General features: G+C 48.3%; 16 protein-coding genes. 10 read left to right on the top strand and 6 right to left on the bottom strand.

The window, feature by feature from the left end; translation table 11 throughout:
* Nucleotides 1–72 precede the first annotated feature (72 nt).
* The 7 genes from FTU69_RS00085 to FTU69_RS00115 all read left to right on the top strand — a co-directional run bounded on the left by FTU69_RS00085 (nucleotide 73) and on the right by FTU69_RS00115 (nucleotide 6,556).
* The gene (locus FTU69_RS00085; RefSeq protein WP_180103295.1) at nucleotides 73–1,497 is read left to right on the top strand and encodes a phosphomannomutase/phosphoglucomutase; all 1,425 of its coding nucleotides are present in this window, start codon (nucleotides 73–75) and stop codon (nucleotides 1,495–1,497) included.
* 10 nt (nucleotides 1,498–1,507) lie between these two features.
* A complete protein-coding gene (argB, locus tag FTU69_RS00090; RefSeq protein WP_016659457.1) occupies nucleotides 1,508–2,410 on the top strand; it encodes an acetylglutamate kinase in 903 nt (300 codons plus the stop codon).
* A 114-nt stretch (nucleotides 2,411–2,524) separates the two neighbouring features.
* The gene (locus FTU69_RS00095) at nucleotides 2,525–3,337 is read left to right on the top strand and encodes a GNAT family N-acetyltransferase (RefSeq protein WP_005179781.1); all 813 of its coding nucleotides are present in this window, start codon (nucleotides 2,525–2,527) and stop codon (nucleotides 3,335–3,337) included.
* A gap of 86 nt (nucleotides 3,338–3,423) precedes the next feature.
* On the top strand, nucleotides 3,424–4,272 hold the full coding sequence (locus tag FTU69_RS00100; protein WP_075168090.1) for a class II glutamine amidotransferase: 849 nt from the start codon (nucleotides 3,424–3,426) through the stop codon (nucleotides 4,270–4,272).
* A 256-nt stretch (nucleotides 4,273–4,528) separates the two neighbouring features.
* Nucleotides 4,529–4,984 (top strand): bacteriohemerythrin, encoded by a 456-nt coding sequence (locus tag FTU69_RS00105; RefSeq protein ID WP_005179777.1) that lies wholly within the window; start codon nucleotides 4,529–4,531, stop codon nucleotides 4,982–4,984.
* A 166-nt stretch (nucleotides 4,985–5,150) separates the two neighbouring features.
* A complete protein-coding gene (locus FTU69_RS00110) occupies nucleotides 5,151–6,233 on the top strand; it encodes a hypothetical protein (protein WP_180103296.1) in 1,083 nt (360 codons plus the stop codon).
* Nucleotides 6,233–6,556: an RnfH family protein gene (locus FTU69_RS00115; protein WP_005179774.1), complete on the top strand. Its 324-nt coding sequence runs from the start codon at nucleotides 6,233–6,235 to the stop codon at nucleotides 6,554–6,556. The genes FTU69_RS00110 and FTU69_RS00115 overlap by 1 nt, the downstream gene beginning before the upstream one ends.
* A gap of 42 nt (nucleotides 6,557–6,598) precedes the next feature.
* On the opposite strand, the gene FTU69_RS00120 is transcribed toward FTU69_RS00115, so the two are convergent.
* The gene (locus tag FTU69_RS00120; protein WP_005179773.1) at nucleotides 6,599–6,997 is read right to left on the bottom strand and encodes an outer membrane protein assembly factor BamE; all 399 of its coding nucleotides are present in this window, start codon (nucleotides 6,995–6,997) and stop codon (nucleotides 6,599–6,601) included.
* 112 nt (nucleotides 6,998–7,109) lie between these two features.
* On the opposite strand from FTU69_RS00120, the gene fur reads away from it, so the two are divergent.
* Nucleotides 7,110–7,547 carry a ferric iron uptake transcriptional regulator gene (gene fur / locus FTU69_RS00125; protein ID WP_005179771.1) on the top strand — a complete coding sequence of 146 codons (438 nt, stop codon included), beginning with the start codon at nucleotides 7,110–7,112 and terminating at the stop codon, nucleotides 7,545–7,547.
* A 72-nt stretch (nucleotides 7,548–7,619) separates the two neighbouring features.
* On the opposite strand, the gene FTU69_RS00130 is transcribed toward fur, so the two are convergent.
* Together FTU69_RS00130 and FTU69_RS00135 are read right to left on the bottom strand one after the other, a co-directional pair.
* Entirely contained in the window at nucleotides 7,620–8,738 is a 1,119-nt protein-coding gene (locus tag FTU69_RS00130) for a PilT/PilU family type 4a pilus ATPase (protein WP_005179770.1), read from the bottom strand.
* Nucleotides 8,739–8,765: 27 nt separating this feature from the next.
* On the bottom strand, nucleotides 8,766–9,803 hold the full coding sequence (locus FTU69_RS00135) for a type IV pilus twitching motility protein PilT (RefSeq protein WP_005179768.1): 1,038 nt from the start codon (nucleotides 9,801–9,803) through the stop codon (nucleotides 8,766–8,768).
* A gap of 123 nt (nucleotides 9,804–9,926) precedes the next feature.
* On the opposite strand from FTU69_RS00135, the gene FTU69_RS00140 reads away from it, so the two are divergent.
* Nucleotides 9,927–10,613, top strand: coding sequence for a YggS family pyridoxal phosphate-dependent enzyme (locus tag FTU69_RS00140; protein WP_163145486.1), 687 nt, complete (start codon nucleotides 9,927–9,929; stop codon nucleotides 10,611–10,613).
* Nucleotides 10,614–10,658: 45 nt separating this feature from the next.
* Here the strand turns inward: FTU69_RS00140 and FTU69_RS00145 are convergent, their stop codons facing one another.
* Genes FTU69_RS00145 through FTU69_RS00155 form a run of 3 tightly spaced genes read right to left on the bottom strand, consistent with a single transcriptional unit; the run spans nucleotide 10,659 to nucleotide 16,631 of the window.
* Nucleotides 10,659–11,762, bottom strand: a complete 1,104-nt coding sequence (locus tag FTU69_RS00145; protein ID WP_163145487.1) for an acyltransferase — start codon at nucleotides 11,760–11,762, stop codon at nucleotides 10,659–10,661.
* A gap of 3 nt (nucleotides 11,763–11,765) precedes the next feature.
* Entirely contained in the window at nucleotides 11,766–15,371 is a 3,606-nt protein-coding gene (locus FTU69_RS00150) for an AAA family ATPase (RefSeq protein WP_180103297.1), read from the bottom strand.
* A gap of 9 nt (nucleotides 15,372–15,380) precedes the next feature.
* Nucleotides 15,381–16,631, bottom strand: a complete 1,251-nt coding sequence (locus tag FTU69_RS00155; protein ID WP_075175173.1) for an exonuclease SbcCD subunit D C-terminal domain-containing protein — start codon at nucleotides 16,629–16,631, stop codon at nucleotides 15,381–15,383.
* 407 nt (nucleotides 16,632–17,038) lie between these two features.
* On the opposite strand from FTU69_RS00155, the gene FTU69_RS00160 reads away from it, so the two are divergent.
* Nucleotides 17,039–17,488, top strand: a complete 450-nt coding sequence (locus FTU69_RS00160; protein WP_168408715.1) for an ABZJ_00895 family protein — start codon at nucleotides 17,039–17,041, stop codon at nucleotides 17,486–17,488.
* Nucleotides 17,489–17,524: the final 36 nt, after the last annotated feature.

The raw sequence follows: 17,524 nt of genomic DNA on the forward strand, positions 1-17,524 counted from the left end.
CATAGAATCAGTTTTTATATTAAAAAGCCTAAAACAATCATTCTCCCTATTCATATATAAAGTAGTTCTGCCATGGATATTCAACAGTCCAGTTTCCCTTTTCAGGTTTTCCGTGCTTACGACATTCGTGGCAAGGTGACTTTGCTGACGCCTGAACTGGTGCAAGCGGTGGCGTTGGGTTTGGCCGTACAAATTAAAAACACGGGCAGCACACGTGTGGTGATTGGTTATGATGCCCGACTCAGCAGTCCGGCCTATGCCGATCTGATCATGCAGGTGCTCCAGCAGCAGGGTTTAAGCCCGACCTTAATGGGCTGTTGTTCCAGTCCGATGCTGTATTACATTGCCCGCCAGTTTGATGGCAATGGTATTATGGTCACGGCCAGTCACAATGCCAAATCTGACAATGGCATTAAATGGATTCTGGGCGGTGAACCCCCGACGCCAGACAAGATCCAGCAGGTGGCGGCTCATGCCAGCAACTATTTTCTGGCGCATCGGCAGCAGCCTGTGGCTGAACAGCTGCATCAGATTTATCCGGAATTTTGCCTGCAGTATCAGCAGGCGCTACTCGATGATATTCAATTACAGCGCCGTTTTAAGGTGGTACTCGATGGTCTGCATGGTTCAGCCGGCCGCTGTGCCGCGCTGGTCTTGCAAAAACTGGGCTGTGAGCTGATTACGATTCGTTGTGAAGCCAATGGGCATTTCCCCGATCATGCCCCAGATCCCTCTCAGGAAAAACATTTAAGCAAGCTGAAACAGGCGGTACAGCAGCATCAGGCAGATTTAGGCATTGCACTGGATGGCGATGGCGACCGTCTGGTTCTGGTCGATGAACAGGCCAAAGTGATTGGTGCAGACCGTTTGCTGGCATTGTTTGCCGAAATGTGTTTACAGCAACATCCACAGCATGAAGTGGTGTTTGATGTGAAGTGTTCGACCATGGTGCGTAATACGGTACGCGCGCTGGGTGGCCATCCGGTAATGATTCGTACCGGCAGCACCTTCCTGCGTCAGTATCTGGCGCAATCAAAGGGACACGCAGTGTTTGGTGGTGAATATGCCGGGCATTATGTCTTTAATGACGGGCGCGGCTTTGGCTATGATGATGGCCTGTATGCCGCGCTGCGGGTGATGGAATATTTAAGCCAGCGCCCGGAGCGAAGCCTGTCTGAACTGCTGGCCAAATATCCTGAACGCTGTTGTACTGAAGATACTTATATCAGCACTCACAACATTGCTTCAGCGCATGTTTTACATGAGCTTGAAACCTTAAGTCAGCCATTGGCCGCACAATTAAGTAAAATTGATGGCGTTCGACTTGATTTTGAAGATGGTTTTGGCATTATTCGAGCATCGAATACGGGCGAATATTTTACAGTACGTTTTGATGCCGATAATCCGGCACGATTAGCGGATATTCGTCATACCTTTATTTCCATGCTGAGCAACCGTTATCCGCAGATTGCTCAAGACATTTTAGATGCTCAATAAGGAGAGGCGCATGCCACAGCAACAGACTGGCATCGACAAAGCACAGATTCTGACAGAAGCTTTGCCGTATATTCAACGTTTTATGGGTAAAACGCTGGTCGTGAAATATGGTGGCAATGCCATGACCGATCCTGAGCTGGAAAGTTCATTTGCACGTGACATTGTGCTGCTTAAAACGGTCGGTTTAAACCCGATTGTGGTGCATGGCGGTGGTCCACAGGTCGATTCCTTCCTGAAACAGCTGGGCCGCGAATCTGACCGTATTGATGGTATGCGCGTGACTGATCCGGCGACCATGGAAGTGGTAGAAATGGTGCTTGGCGGTAGTGTGAATAAATCTATCGTCAATTTAATTAACCAGCATGGCGGCCGTGCCATTGGTTTGACCGGTAAAGATGGCAATCTGATTCGGGCCAAAAAACTGCTGATGGAAAAAACCGCAGAAGATGGTTCAGTACAGAAAATTGACTTAGGCTTGGTCGGCGAAGTGGTCGGCGTGAAAACCGACGTACTGGAAATGTTTACCCAAAGCGATTTTATTCCGGTGATTGCGCCGTTAGGCGTCGACGAAGACGGTAATACCTATAATATTAATGCCGATCTGGTCGCTGGTAAGGTGGCTGAAGCTTTGGGCGCAGAAAAACTGATTCTGTTGACCAACATTACGGGTGTACTGGATGCCAACAAGAATCTGCTGACCGGTTTAACCACTCAGGAAGTCGATCAGTTAATTGAAACCGGCGTAATTTATGGCGGTATGATTCCGAAAGTAGGCTGTGCGCTGGATGCCGTCAAAAATGGCGTGGTCAGTGCGCATATTGTCGATGGCCGTGTGCCACATGCCTCTTTGCTGGAAGTCTTTACTGACCATGGAGTGGGCACTTTAATTACCAACCGTGCCGCCAAACACTAAGAGTTAAAACAACTCAAGGTCTCTAAGGAGGCCTTTTTTTATGGCTGATTTTTGGTCATTGAATTGTCATCTGCATCGCCTAGTGTATAGGCAGAACATTAGGAGTGCTGATCGATGTTAGCCAAACTCAATCAATATCGACAAAATTTGAGTTTTCCTTTAAGCAAAAAAAATCATACCAAATATGATTTTAAAACCACAACAAAAACAGAATACAGCTTTGAATGGGTTGAAAATTTAAAACAGTTAAAAGAAGTACAGCAATTCCGCGCCGAGCAGTTTGCCAACCAGTTTGGTTTACAGTTCGAGCATGGACTGGATCAGGATGTTTACGATTTTGGCTGCGAACATGCCGTATTAAGGGACAAGGCCAGTGGGGAAATTGTGGCCTATACCCGATTAAAACTGTTTCAGGGGCATGAACTGGCGCAAAGTTATAGTGCCAGCGAATTTGCCATTGAAGAGCAATTAAAGCATCTCAACAATATTGTGGAAATTGGCCGTACCTGCGTGCATCCACGGCATCGGGCTGGTAAAGCCTTATCCATTTTGTGGCTGAATCTGGTGCCCAAAGTGCTGTGGAGCATGAAGGCTCGTTATTTGATTGGCTGTGTTAGTGTGCGTTTAGAAGGCAATGAAGCGCGTGCCTATCATACCCATCAGTATATCCAGCAGTTAAGCGAACAGCAGCGCTGTAGCATAGCCTCGAAACAGGCGTATATTCCGCAGGCCTCTGAAATGACCTCGCTGAAACAGGGCCGGATTCCCAAGCTGTTTGATATTTACCTGAAAATGCAGGGCAAACTGTCCACCGAGGCCTACTATGATCAGGAGTTTAACTGTCTGGATTATTTTGTCTTTGTCGAAATGAACCAGGTGCTAAAAAAGATGGTACTCAAGAAAAATACCCGTCACATTGTGGAATAAATAAAACTTTGCAGCGATTGTGATTTGCATGGCCTGACAGAGTCATGCACAATAAATGCAGTTTTAATCAGATGTTGAAGTCCTGTATGTGCCAGTTACTCGGAATGAATTGTGCAACACCTACTGATATTACCTTTTCATTTCGTGGTTTTTCACAACGCGCTGGCATTACTTCCGACCATAGTGATGGCTTTGGCATTGCCTTTTTTGAAGACAAGGCCTGCCGTTTATTTGTCGATAACCAGTCGGCAGTAGAATCGCCGATTGCCGAGCTGGTACGCAACTATCCGATTAAATCACGCAATGTGATTGCGCATATCCGTAAAGCCACGCAAGGCAAAATTACCCTGGAAAACTCCCATCCCTTTATTCGGGAGCTGTGGGGACGCCACTGGATTTTTGCCCATAATGGCGATTTACACCATTTTGATCCAGCTTTAAGCGGTCATTTTACCCCGGTGGGTAATACCGACAGCGAGCGGGCATTCTGTTATCTGCTCGATCAGATGGTGCTGAAATTCGGTTTTGTGGAACCGTCTTTAGAGCAGCTCTTTGAACTGCTGACCGAAATTTCCCCGAAAATTGCCGAGCATGGCACCTTTAACTTCTGTCTGTCCAATGGTCAGGCGCTGTTTAGCTACGCCACCACCAAACTGCACTGGCTGGTGCGCGAATACCCGTTTAAACCGGCCCAATTAATTGATATTGATGTCGAGGTCGATTTTAGCCAGGTCACCACACCGGAAGATCGGGTGGCGGTGATTACCACTGAACCGTTGACTCAAAATGAAACCTGGCAGGCTTTTAGCCCCGGCGAAATGATTTTATTCCAGCAGGGACAGCCGATCAGAAAACAGCTGACTTATATTGAACGTTTGGAAAAAGAACGTCTGAATCCGGAATTAAAACGGATTACCCGCGCCGATCAATATTAATCTACTGTTGTATATTTTATTTTAAATAGTGCCGTATTTTATTTAAGTCTAAAAATATGGCAGAAAATAATAAAATGGTTAAATAATAACTGACTCTTTTGCTCAGGTTAAAATATTATAAACATTATAAAACAAGGGTTTGTGTGAATTTGTTGGCAGAAACAGGAATCCCAAGTAAATCACTTCATTTTTATTTTAAATTAAATATGGCTACTATGCTCAAAGCTTATAAATCATTTGATTCAGGGGTGGTCGTATGAAAATGAAGTGGATTCCAGAATATAATACTGGCATCGATGTGATTGATGACCAACATAAACGTATTCTTGATTATATTAACGAAATTGTCGAGATTGGTGAAAATACCGATCGTGCCCGTATTAAACAGATTCTCGATAATATTATTGACTATACCCAGTCTCATTTTACCTTTGAAGAATCTTTACAAGAAGAAGCCGGTTATAAATACCGCGTACCGCATAAACGTGTACATGACTTATTTATTAAAAAAATCGAGTCGTATCGTGAACGCTTTGAAATGGGGCATTCCATTGAAGGAGAACTGCACGAAGTGTTGTCTAAATGGTTAATTAACCATATTCAGCACGATGATGCAGATTATGTTGGCGCTGTAAAAGAAAATATGATGGGTATTATTCAGGAAAAAGAAAAGAAAAAAGGTAAAAACTGGTTTGCCCGTTTCTTCTCATAAACAGAATAAATTACTGCATAATTAATAAAACCAGAGAACAACAATATTGGACTAAAAACTAGCGCAGCAAACCATTGATGCCAATGGTTTGCTTTTTCTTTTTTAGTTTTTGATTTTCCCGGGTGACAAGGGCAAAATAGCGATAGATTTTTATTAGGAAAGCATCATGCAGGACAATGCTATGTCACGATGGTTATCGCCGCTGATGGCATTTTGTTTATCATTTATTCTGATTGCCACACTGGCACCGGTCACTGGCATTCAGCTGGAACGTCAACTGGACTTCTGGCTGCTGTGGTTGGGTACCATGCTGGTGCTGGCCTTGCCATTGACCTATATGGAAATTGCGCTGGCCAAGCGTTCAAAAACTACAGCCTTGCAGGCTCTATCCAGTTTGACCCGTGATGCCGATGCCTCTGCACAGTGGCGTCTGGTGGGCTGGCTGGCCGCGGTGTTTATTCCATTTTTAGCAGGCGCGATGCTGTTTAATGTCAGCCAAATGCTGACCCAGCTGGCACTGCCAACGATTCTACCGTTGTGGATTTTTATTAGCTTGGCACTGGTTGCCCTGGCATTGTCTTTTATTTCGCGTCTGCTGCTGCTTGGCCTGACTGCGGTCGGTGTGATTGCTGCCTTTATTCTGGCGCAAGTGATGGGTGCTCCGGTTGCTGAATGGCAAATGACCGCGCTTGAGTTTGGCGAGTGGGGCAATGCCACAGTACTGGCGTTGGTGGCCAGTGGCCTAGGTCTGGGTCTGTACTGGCAAACCAGTTTGCCGGCGGTACAACAGCAACAGGTGGCGACCAAAACCGTGTTCCCGATCTGGCTGGCGCAATTACTGGCCGTGATTGCCTTTGCTTTCTTTGCCGCGACTGCTCAGCTACCCGCTTTTGCGCTGGCTTTTGCTGTGGTGATGGCTGCTGCGCTCATCCTGCAACTGGCACGTGAACAGTTGGCACAGCGTCAGATTGCAGTGGCAATTCAATGGATCATTCTGCTGGCAGCCACGTTGATCTGGGCCATTCCAGGTCTGGCCAGTGTGTTAAATCCGCTGCTGATGATCTGGGGCCTGGTGATTTGTCTGATTTATGCGATTTTCGCCGGTTGGATCATGAAAATCAGTCATTTGCGTAAATCCATGAACTTCAGCAGTGAAGCCTTTTATAACCTGTGGCGTATTGCCATCCGTATTGTCTTGCCACTGGCAATTATTGCTGCGCTGCTGGCCGTGATTGGACAAATGTTCTGATGACTGCGCAGTATGTCTGGGTGGCTTTTGCCTCAGCCGAACAGCAGTTTCATCTGGCAGTGCCGTATCAAAATGGCATGACTGCGCTGGATGCGATTCAGCAGAGCGGGATTAGCGAACAGGTCAGTTTGCCTGAACCGCTGCAACTGGGAATTTTTGGTAGCCGTTTAACCGATGCGCAGCAGCCACTGCAACCGGGTGACCGGGTCGAGATTTACCGGCCGCTGACCATTAATCCGAAAGATATCCGCCGCAAACGAGCAGCGAAAAACCCGGTGGGCCGCTATGCCAAAGGCAATCGCTTTAAGCAATTGAGTTCATAAGAAAAACCCCTCACTGAGGGGTTTCTTTTTATCTGAAAGGGGCTATAGTGGGGGCGCGGTTAAAATTGCTTCTTTTGAACCCGGTAAGCCTGGTTGCTGTTCAGGAATGGTTTCTAAACCTTCAATTTTCTGCACAATACCGGTTTGATCGAAGTAGATTTTTAAGTGTTGACCTTGTGCAGCGGGAATCTTGGCTTTCTTAGCATAGGTTCCTGGGATATAATGGTAAATATAGTCCCAACGTAAAGGATTCATTGGATCTGAAATGGTTGGGCTACCCAGCAAAAAGCGGACCTGTTGGTGGCTCATGCCGACCTGAATTTTTGCAGCTTGTGCTTGGGTTAAGGGGGTGCCTTGAGGAATATCTACTTTATAAACGCCCAAGGTCGAACAACCCATGAGCAATGAAGTGACGAATAACGTCAACATGACTTTTTGCATTTTGCTACACTATCCCAATTAATTATTGATGCATTCGATCCAAGCATAGATCATACTGCATCTTAACTTTGTTGCATATTCCAACTTTAATTTTGTTGAGAGACCTTTTTTCATGCCTATTTCAAATCAAGATCTACGCAAAGCTGGCCTTAAAGTTACACTTCCACGAATTAAAATATTGGAATTATTAGAAAATTCAAGACAACATCACTTAAGCGCGGAAGATATTTACAAGACTTTACTCGAACAGGGTGAAGATGTGGGTTTAGCAACTGTGTATCGCGTGTTAACACAGTTTGAAGCCGCGGGGATTATCGAGCGTCATAATTTTGAAAATAATCATTCGGTTTTTGAAATTATGCAGGAAGATCACCACGACCACCTGGTATGCCAGAACTGTAATAAAGTGGTGGAATTTACCAACGACGTGATTGAACACGAACAGCATGAAGTGGCGAAAAAGTTTGGTTTTGAACTGACCGGTCACTCACTGAATTTATATGGCTACTGCGATGCGCCGGAATGCCGCGAAGCGTTCCGTAAAAAATAAGCGCAAAACTGCCCATCAATAAATCAACCCATAAAAACAGGCTGAAGATCAGCCTGTTTTTTTTGCCTAAAATTATTGCCCGTCGAAGGTAATATTCGAAGTGGCATGCATTAAACGCTCGCCGCCTTCTTCCGACAGCTTGATTTGCAGACGCAAATCGTTTGGCGAGTCGGCATGTTTCAGGGCATCTTTGTAGCTGATCTGCTTGGCTTTATACAGGTCATACAGGGCCTGGTCAAAGGTTTGCATACCCAACTCACGTGAACGCTTCATCAGGTCTTTAATTTCGTGCACATCGCCTTTACGGATTAAATCGGACACCAGTGGCGAGTTAATCAGCAGTTCAATCGCGGCACGACGTGAGTTGCCATCAATAGTAGGAATCAGCTGCTGTGCCACAATGGCTTTCAGGTTCAGTGATAAATCCATAAACAGCTGGCCATGACGGTCAGCCTCAAAGAAGTGGATAATCCGGTCAATGGCTTGGTTGGCGTTGTTGGCGTGCAGGGTGGCAAATACCAGGTGACCGGTTTCGGCAAAGGCAATTGCATAATCCATGGTTTCACGTGAACGGATCTCACCAATCAGGATCACATCTGGGGCCTGACGCAAGGTGTTTTTCAGTGCCACTTCAAACGAATCGGTATCAATGCCTACTTCACGCTGGGTAATAATACAGCCGGCGTGTTCGTGCACAAATTCAATCGGGTCTTCAATGGTGATGATATGACCTTTGGAATTCTGGTTACGATAACCAATAATTGACGCCAAAGAGGTCGATTTACCGGTACCGGTTGCCCCGACAAAGATGATGATGCCACGTTTGGTCATGGCCAGATCTTTTAAAATTGGCGGCAGTTTCAGTTCTTCCATGGTCGGAATTTTGGTTTCAATCCGACGCAGCACCATGCCCGGTTCATCACGCTGCTGAAAAGCGCTGACACGGAAACGTGCGCTTTTATCACGGTTGGTGATGGCAAAGTTACATTCACGGGTATCGGCAAATTCCTTGCGCTGCTTGTCGGTCATAATCGAGTTGAGCAGCTGGCCGACAATTTCCCCGGTCAGTTTGGATTTGGCCACTGGCACAATCTGGCCGTTAATTTTCATGGAAGGCTCAACATCGGCCGTAATAAACAGGTCCGATGCTTTTTGCTGAATCATTAAATTCAATAAATCATTAAAGTCCATAGCGCTGTCCTGGCTTCCTGCACACGATTAGAGGAACGATTCTGGCTGTTTCGCCACAGTACGCGCGGTCTGTGGACTGATCACGCCACGGCTGACCAGGGCTTTCAGGCTCTGGTCCAGCGTACTCATACCGTAGTTGGCACCGGTTTGAATGGCTGAGTACATCTGTGCAACCTTGTTTTCACGAATCAGGTTACGGATGGCCGGAATCCCGATCATGATTTCATGCGCCGCCACACGGCCACCGCCATTTTTCTTGAGCAGGGTTTGGGAAATGACCGCCTGTAACGATTCAGACAGCATGGCACGTACCATGTCTTTTTCTTCGGCCGGGAAGACGTCAATCACACGGTCAATGGTTTTTGCCGCCGAGGTGGTGTGCAGGGTACCAAAGACCAGGTGACCGGTTTCTGCCGCGGTAAGTGCCAGACGGATGGTTTCCAGGTCACGCATCTCACCGACCAGAATAATATCCGGGTCTTCACGCAGCGCCGAACGTAGCGCTTCGTTAAAGCCGTGGGTATCACGATGCACTTCACGCTGGTTGACCAGACATTTTTTAGACTGATGCACAAATTCAATCGGGTCTTCCACGGTCAGGATGTGGTCATAGCGGTTGTCATTGATATAGTCAATCATCGCCGCCAGGGTGGTGGATTTACCCGAACCCGTCGGCCCCGTGACCAGCACTAGACCACGTGGATAGTCACAGATATCTCTAAAGATTTGACCCATTCCCAAATCTTCAATGGTCAGCACTTTAGAGGGAATGGTACGAAACACCGCGCCTGCACCGCGGTTCTGGTTAAATGCGTTAACACGGAAACGCGCCACGCCCGGGACTTCAAACGAGAAGTCGGTTTCCAGGTTATCTTCATAATCACGGCGCTGTTTGTCGTTCATGATGTCATAGACCAGCTTGTGGACTTCTTTATGTTCCAAGGCGGGCAAATTGATGCGGCGTACTTCACCATCCACACGAATCAGTGGCGGCATGCCTGCCGACAGGTGTAAATCCGATGCCCCATTTTTTGCCGAAAAGGCCAATAGTTCTGTAATATCCATAAGTTCCCCGAGATCATATAAATCTTAATTATTTTGTTAGAATAATACGGCTTTCCCTCAGCTTAACCAACACCTAGCACGAGGGCAAAGTAAAAAAGATGAATGAAAATGAGAACCGCATCAATGAATAGCCTGCAAAAATCGCGTCAACATGTGTTAGAACAAATTCAGCATGCCTGTCAGCAGGCGCAGCGTGACCCGGCAGAGGTCCAGCTGCTGGCGGTTTCCAAAACCCATCCGAGTGCTGTGTTGCAGGAAATGTACCAGACCGGACAGCGAGCCTTTGGCGAAAACTATTTACAGGAAGCGCTGGAAAAAATTGAGGCGCTGCAGGATTTAGAGATTGAGTGGCATTTTATTGGCCATGTGCAGCGCAACAAAACCAAACATCTGGCTGAAAAATTTGCCTGGGTGCATGGGGTAGACCGGCTGATTATTGCTGAGCGCTTGTCCAATCAGCGCAGCGATCAGCAGGCGCCACTGAATATCTGCCTGCAGGTCAATATTGATGGACAGGATAGCAAAGATGGCTGTAGCCCTGGCGAAGTACCGGCGCTGGTCGAGCAGATCAGTCGGTTGCCGAATTTACGTTTACGTGGCCTGATGGTGATTCCGGCACCAAATAACACTGCCGCCTTTCAGGATGCCAAACAACTGTTTGATACGGTCAAGGCGCAACATGCACAGCCTGCAGATTGGGATACGTTAAGTATGGGCATGTCCGGTGATTTAAATGCAGCAATTGCCGCAGGTTCGACCATGGTGCGGATTGGTACGGCATTATTTGGTGCGCGTGATTATTCGCAATAACGCTGCATTACAATATTCAGATTGTTCTTTGGTGTCACAGCCTGCTTAGGATAAGTGCCGTTCAATCCGGCGTGGTGGCTCCAGTTTTTGCGCCACCAGCCAGGCAAAACCAATCAGCACCGCCATTGTGATAATCAGGCTGAGCAGAGCTACTCCTAAACCGTGCTGCAGCGTAAACGGAAAACAGCCCAGGATAAAAATCAGCAACGGGAAATGGGTGATATACAGGGTATAGGAAAACTGCGCGGAAGCCGGCCAGATCACCTGAATCTGCCGTTCACCACGCGCCAGTTGTAGCAGCCAGCAGGCCGCTGCAATCCCGATACACAGGTTAAACAGCCTGAAATTTTCGCCAGTATAGTACTGCGCCAGATAAATGGAGTGAAACTGGTAGGCATCAAACAGGGCAATCAGCACCGCCAAGAGCAGAAAACCGGATTTAAAATAGTGCAGTTGGGCGGCTGGAATCTGTTTGCTCCATGCCGGACTGGCAAAAGCAAAAGCAAAAGCCAACAACCAGACCAGAAAATAAATCAGGAACTGGATATTGAGCAGGCTTAAGCCAAGCAGCAGGGTTAAAAACAGCAGGATGCTCCCAGGTCTGAATGTCACCAGACAACCGGCCAGAACATAAAACCAGACTTCATAACTCAGGCTCCAGAGGGCAGCATTGGCCGATACGGTCGGCGTTACAAAACCATTGACGAAAAACAGTGAACCGAGAAAATCGGCTGCACTAATGTCATAGCTGTGCCGGATCATAAAGCTTTGGCTCGCCTCAATGTTATGGGAGCCGGATGCAAAGAAATAGGGCGCCAGTGCATACAATAACAAGGTCAGCAACATGGCAAATAAAAATGGTCCCAGAATACGCTGGCAGCGTTGCCGGCTATAGGCCAAGCCTGAAAACTGTCGATGGCGATGGATATTGTGACGGATGGAATGTCCAATCAGATAGCCGCTTAGAACAAAGAACATCATCACTGCGGCTTGTCCGAGCAGACGCACACCCGAATACAAGGTCTGATCCAGCGGGCCAATAAAGGCCTGAAAACAGTGGCTGAACAGCACCAGAATGGCACTCCATCCGCGCAGGCTTTCCAGCTGCAGGCTGAGCTGCGGCGAGAGCGGACGATAGTGCCAGAACATGGTCTAGCCTACGATCTGCAGGGTACTGGCCCCAGCACCAATTGGTTTGACCTGAATTTGGACCGGAATCCGTTCGTGAATTTCCTGAATATGGGAAATCAGCACCACTTTACGGCCCTGGCTTTGCAGCCGGTCGAGCGCATTCATGACCATATGTAGCGAGGCCGGATCGAGCGTCCCAAAGCCTTCATCAATAAACAGCGATTCCAGTTTCATGGAGCCGGAGGCCATATTGGCAATGGCCAGTGCCAGCGCCAGTGATACCAGGAAGGTTTCACCCCCCGATAAAGACAGTACCGGCCGGATTTCGCCATTCATGTCATGATCCAGAATCGCGAGGCCCAGACTGTTGGGAATACGTTGTAGCTGATAACGCGGCGCCAGTGGCTGCAGTTGCTGGTTGGCATGTTCCACCAGAATATCCAGATGATGTTCCTGGGCAATTTTCTGGAATTTGGTGCCTTCCTTGCTGCCAATTAAATCGGCAATCCGGCCCCAGCGATATTCTTCAGCCTGAATTTTTTCAATCTGGCTCTGGAATTTGGACAGTTGTGCCTGCGCCTGTTGCTGCATGCGTAACTGGGTTTCCAGCTGGTTAAACTGCTCCTGCAAGCTGTTTTTTTCTTGTTCCAGCTGTTCCAGTTGGGTGGTCACCTCATCATAGCTGGCAGTTGGTTGCTGGGCCTGATGCTGCTGGAATTGCTCCTGCAATACATCCAGCGCACTTTGTGCACTGAGCATGGCTTGCTGCTGTTGCTGGATGGCCTGACGCATGGCCTGCCAGCTGGCCAGATCAATACCCAGACACTGCTCAATCTTCTCGGCAGTGAACTGTGGATGCTGGCTTTGCCACTGCTGAATGTTGTGCTGTAGCTGCTGTACACTTTCCAGAAGCTGCTGCTGGCGTGTATGCAGGTCTTGCTGTTTCAGCTGCGCCTGCTGGAATTGCTGTTCCAGCTGACGGCAGTGCAGGTGTTGCTGTTCTACCTGCTGCTGGAGTTGTTGCTGCTGCTCTCGTAACAGCTGCTGCCAGGCTTTGCCGGTATCCAGCACCTGTCCAGCATGTTGCTGGCTGAGATCACGTACCTGCTGGCGCAACTGGCTGCCTTGAGTTTGTGCATGGGTAAGGTCATTGCTCAGCTGTTGCTGTTGCTGCTGATAGAACTGTAGTTGCTGTTCGCCGTCTTTGATCTGGCGCTGTAATTCCTGCTGCTGTTGCAGGCATTGCTCGCGCTGTTGCAGGTATTGAGTCCGGCTGCTCAGCAGGGCAATAAGAGTCTGACACATCTCGGCCTGGTTCGCCCATTGCGCTTGCTGGGCCGGTTCCAGTGCCTGGGTAACCGGTTCAATCAGTTGTTCCAGCTGCTGGAATTGCTGACAGAGTAACTGCAGGGACTGAATCTGTTGCTGCAAATGTTGCAGCTGCTGGGTCTGGCTTTTCAGCTGTTGCTGGCGAGTTTTTAGCTGCTGTAACTGCTGTTGCTGCTGATTTAGCTTGTGTTGCAGTGTGGTCTGCAAGGCGGTCAGATCGTGTGCTGTATCATCCAGCTGTGTGCTTGGGCTGAGCTTTTGAACCTGCTGCAGTTTCTGTTGCACACTGTCTTGAAACTGGCTAGAGCGTAGCTGTTTCTGTTCCAGCAGGGTTTGCTGTTTGGAATGTTGCAATTGTAATTGCTGGAGCTGCTGCTGGCACTGCTGTTCCTGCTGCTGGGCCTGTTGTAACTGGGTGTCCTGCACCGACTGCAGTGCAGATTCCAGCAAATCCTGATGACTGACAAATGGATGCTCAGTGCTACCGCAGACCATACACGGCTGTTCTGCTTGCAGCTGCTGACGCAACTCCTGCACACTTTGTGCCTGCAATAAACGCTGCTGGGCAAAAATCTGTTCCAGCTGTTCACGTGCCGTCTGGGCATTCCGGTAGTGCTGCTGTGCTTCAGTTTGCGCCTGTTGCAAGCTGCTCAGCTCGGCCTGAAGCTGGGTCATGTGCTGCTGTAATTGCTGCTGTTCCTGCTGCTCGTTCAGCATGTGTTGTAACAGGAACAGGGCTTGTTCCAGCTGTTGGCTGTGTTGCTGGTGCTGTACCTGCTGCTGTTCCAGTTCTGTGGCTTGCTGTTCCAGTTCAGCCAGTGAGCCGGCCTGCTGGAGCGCATCGGCCTGTTGCTGTTTTACATCATCTAGCTGCTGTTGCAGTTGAGCCAGTGAACTGTGTGCATGTACCGGCGCCTGCTGCTGTAGCTGTTGTTGCAGTTTCTGGAATTGCTGCAAGCGTTGCAGAATACTGTGTGGCTCACGATCAAATACTGCCAGAAAGGCATGCTGGGCCGATTGCTGTTCCAGATGTTCTAATTGCGTATGCAACTGCTGTAAGTGCTGTTGCTGGCCGTGCTGCTGGGTGGTTAGTGGTGTAATTTTTTCATGTTGAATCTGTTTCAGCTGGGCATCGGCTTCTTTATAGCGCTGAATCAGATGCTCAATCTGGCCATCCAGCTGTAGTGCCTGTTCTAACACGGGTTGTAACTGTAGCTGTTCTTTCTGCTGTTGTTGCGCGCTGTGCTGCAATTGTTCCAGCTGCTGCTGTGCCTGCTGATGCTGCTGTTCACAGTGTTGAAATTCCGGCTGGAATTGCTCAAGTTGCTGCGCTAGTTGTTGCTGTTGCAACTGTTGCTGGCGCTGCTGCAGATACTGTTCACGGATTTCCTGAAACTGGTCCAGCTGCGCCAGCAGGTCACGCTGCGGCTGCATTTTCTGGTTGGCATCGACCTGCACCAGATAAAATTCTTTTTTGGCCTGAATTTCACTGTGCAGACGATGTTGCTGCTTGTACCAGCTTAAATCATTCAGCAGCAGCTTTTCGCTTTGCAGTTTCTCATGCAGACTCAGTTTGCTCTGGGCATGCTGCTGTTGCAGGGTTTGCAGCTGTTCATCACTGAGCAGATCAATATGCCCCATCAGCTGTTGTAACTGTTCTTTTTCGCCACGAATCTGGCGGATTTTTTCAAAGGCTTTCTGACTGACCAGACTGAAAATATGGGAATTGGTCAGATATTCCAGCAAGTCGGCGCGGTCCTGATCTTTAGCCTTTAAAAAGGCACCGACTTCAGACTGGGCCAGCAAGACGGCGCGGGTAAACTGCTCAAAACTCAGCCCAATCAGCTTTTCAACGGTCGGGGTGCATTCCGAAATTTTCTGGGTCAGCACGCGCTGATCTTCCACAGCAGTAATCGCGCGTTCGACTTTTAAATTGCCATCGACCTTGTTACGGGCGCGGCGCACTTCCCAGCGCGCCAGATAACGCTTTTGATCCAGCGCAATAAATTCCAGTTCGGCAAAGCCTTGGGTACAGCCGCGGCGCAGAATATTTTTAGAATCTTTAATCGAGATGCCCTGACCGCTGGCATCTTTAAGCGCCCCGGCGGCGCCGTTTAAACGCGGAATCTGGTCATACAGCGCCAGACACATGGCATCGAGCAGGGTCGATTTACCGGCCCCGGTTTTTCCGGTAATCGCAATTAGGCCGGCATGTGCCAAAGGTGCGCTTTCAAAGTTGATGTCTTGCGTGCCGGCAATAGAAGCCAGGTTGTTCAGACTTAAACGTAAAATTTTCATGTCTGATCCTTATGGCTGTTCTTGTTCAAGGCTGTGCTGCGCTTCAATCAGCAGCTGCATAAAATCTCGCTCGACCGAGGCATCCGGCTGATAGCCCATTTTGCTCCATAGCTGTTTGAATAAGCTGTCTGGTGTGGGCGGTGCCAGATCAATTTTGGACTGATCTGCGGTCTGATCTTCCTGCGGGCTATAGACCCGGCAAATGCGTAACAGGCGATAGCGCTGTTCCGGTAAGGTCTGTTCAATCTGCTGGCGTAAATCGACCGGTGGTGGTACATCGGTGCTGTATTCAATTTCCAGATAATCACGCTGGCAGATGCGTTCCACCGTACCTTGCGGGAGGGCTTTCAGTTGCTGAAACACTTCATCCAGACTGCCGCGAATACGGTGCAGCTGTACACTGCGCGGAATCAGCAGTGAGCCCAGTTGCAGGCGCTGTTCGGGCGCAGCCTGCGGGTCAATCTTGACCTCGAGCACCTGATGCTTGTACTGGATTTCACTAAAAGACAGCGGAATTGGAGAGCCGCTATAGCGGATATGTGGATGCTGGACTTTTTGCGGTTTATGCAGATGCCCCAGCGCGACATAGTCAATCACATCATCAAATAGGGCAGTGGAAAGTGCTTCTTCATGACCAATAATGATCGGCCGTTCTGAATCTGAGGTTTCGCCACCTTGCATATGCGCATGTGACATCAGGATTAGTGCCTGATCTTCCGTTTTACGGCGTTTGGCTTCGGCAATCAACTGCTGATGTAAATAGGCAATCGCATTCTGGGCGTTCTGGGTCTGCTCATTCAGTCCGGTAATTTCCGCAGTGCGTAAAAACGGCAGGGTCAGACACCAGGCAATAATCGTATTTTCGGCATCATAAATTGGTACCAGTAAACGGTCGAGATCCAGCTGGTTGTCGGCATTGCGCTGAATCACCCCAACCGCCTTGGCCTTAAACTTGGCCAGCAACGGTTCCACCTGTTCAATGCGGTAGCCGGAGTCATGGTTGCCGGCAATCATCAGGGTCTGCATGTGCGGTGCAATGGCATGAGCATCGGCCAGAAACTGGTACAGCTGGCGCTGCGCGCTGGAGGCCGGGTTAATCACATCAAAAATATCCCCGGCAATAAACAGGGCATTCGGCTGTTTTTCCTGGATTTGTTCTAATAACCAGTCTAAAAACTGTGCATGTTCATATTCACGATCGTGGTTATGGAAAAATTGCCCCAAATGCCAATCTGACGTATGAAAAAAATGCACTGCCATGTCATCAACCTGTTTTGCTTTAGGCAAGCATACTATAGCTGAGGGCGAAATTTAAAATTCTGTACCGGTATAAAACGCTAAGGTTTAATCTTTATTGTTCTGAAGATGAATGCTGCTCACCAGCAAAGGCCAGACAAATAAAAGCCGACGATTCGAGTGATGATAAATCGTCGGCCAAATAAAAAGTGCGATGAACAAAGCATTTGGCTGCTATACAAAAACTTGATTCACATTCGCTTATTGCTTTAGCAAAGCTTCCCGAAAAATTTGTGGATGCCGTTACAAATTCGCCGGAGATGAAGCTTGTGCCCTATATAACGCCTGTTCGGGCACAACGGTTGACAGGATCATGCAAAAAAAATTAATTTTTTTTATACTAGTTGCTTATGGCTCAGGTAGACAGTTTAATGATTTCTCTAACACGTTATTTTCTCTGGTTTTTATTTTTCTGTCTGATCTTTACCTGTATCTGCGGGGTACTGGCTGCATTGTTACCGGCAGGTGTGGGCGGCATTTTAACCGCAGTGCCTTACTTGGTTGCCATGATCTGGGTGCTGTTTAAATTTTTAAAACAGCAGCAGCGCGCACCGTCTCAGGCCGAGCGTAAAAAGCTGACCTTGGGTTTTAGCCTGATTTTCTGGGGCTATAATCTGGCCTTTTTATTACTCGGCATCTGGATTTTTTCCCGTCAGAGCCCAACCATCTGGCAGGATTTTCTGCTGTATTTACAGCAGCCGCAATTTTTAAGCGTGGTGGTGATTATGTGGTTATTAATTGCCATTCCGCTGTATCTGCTGACGTACTGGTTTTATGGCAAACAGGCGCAGCGGATGGCGGCGAAAATGTTTGGTTCATAGCATCAGGGCTAAATCATCTGACGTATTTTCCCTTCG

Origin of the sequence: Acinetobacter sp. YH12134, from assembly GCF_013418555.1 — a bacterium.
Lineage (GTDB): Bacteria > Pseudomonadota > Gammaproteobacteria > Pseudomonadales > Moraxellaceae > Acinetobacter > Acinetobacter indicus.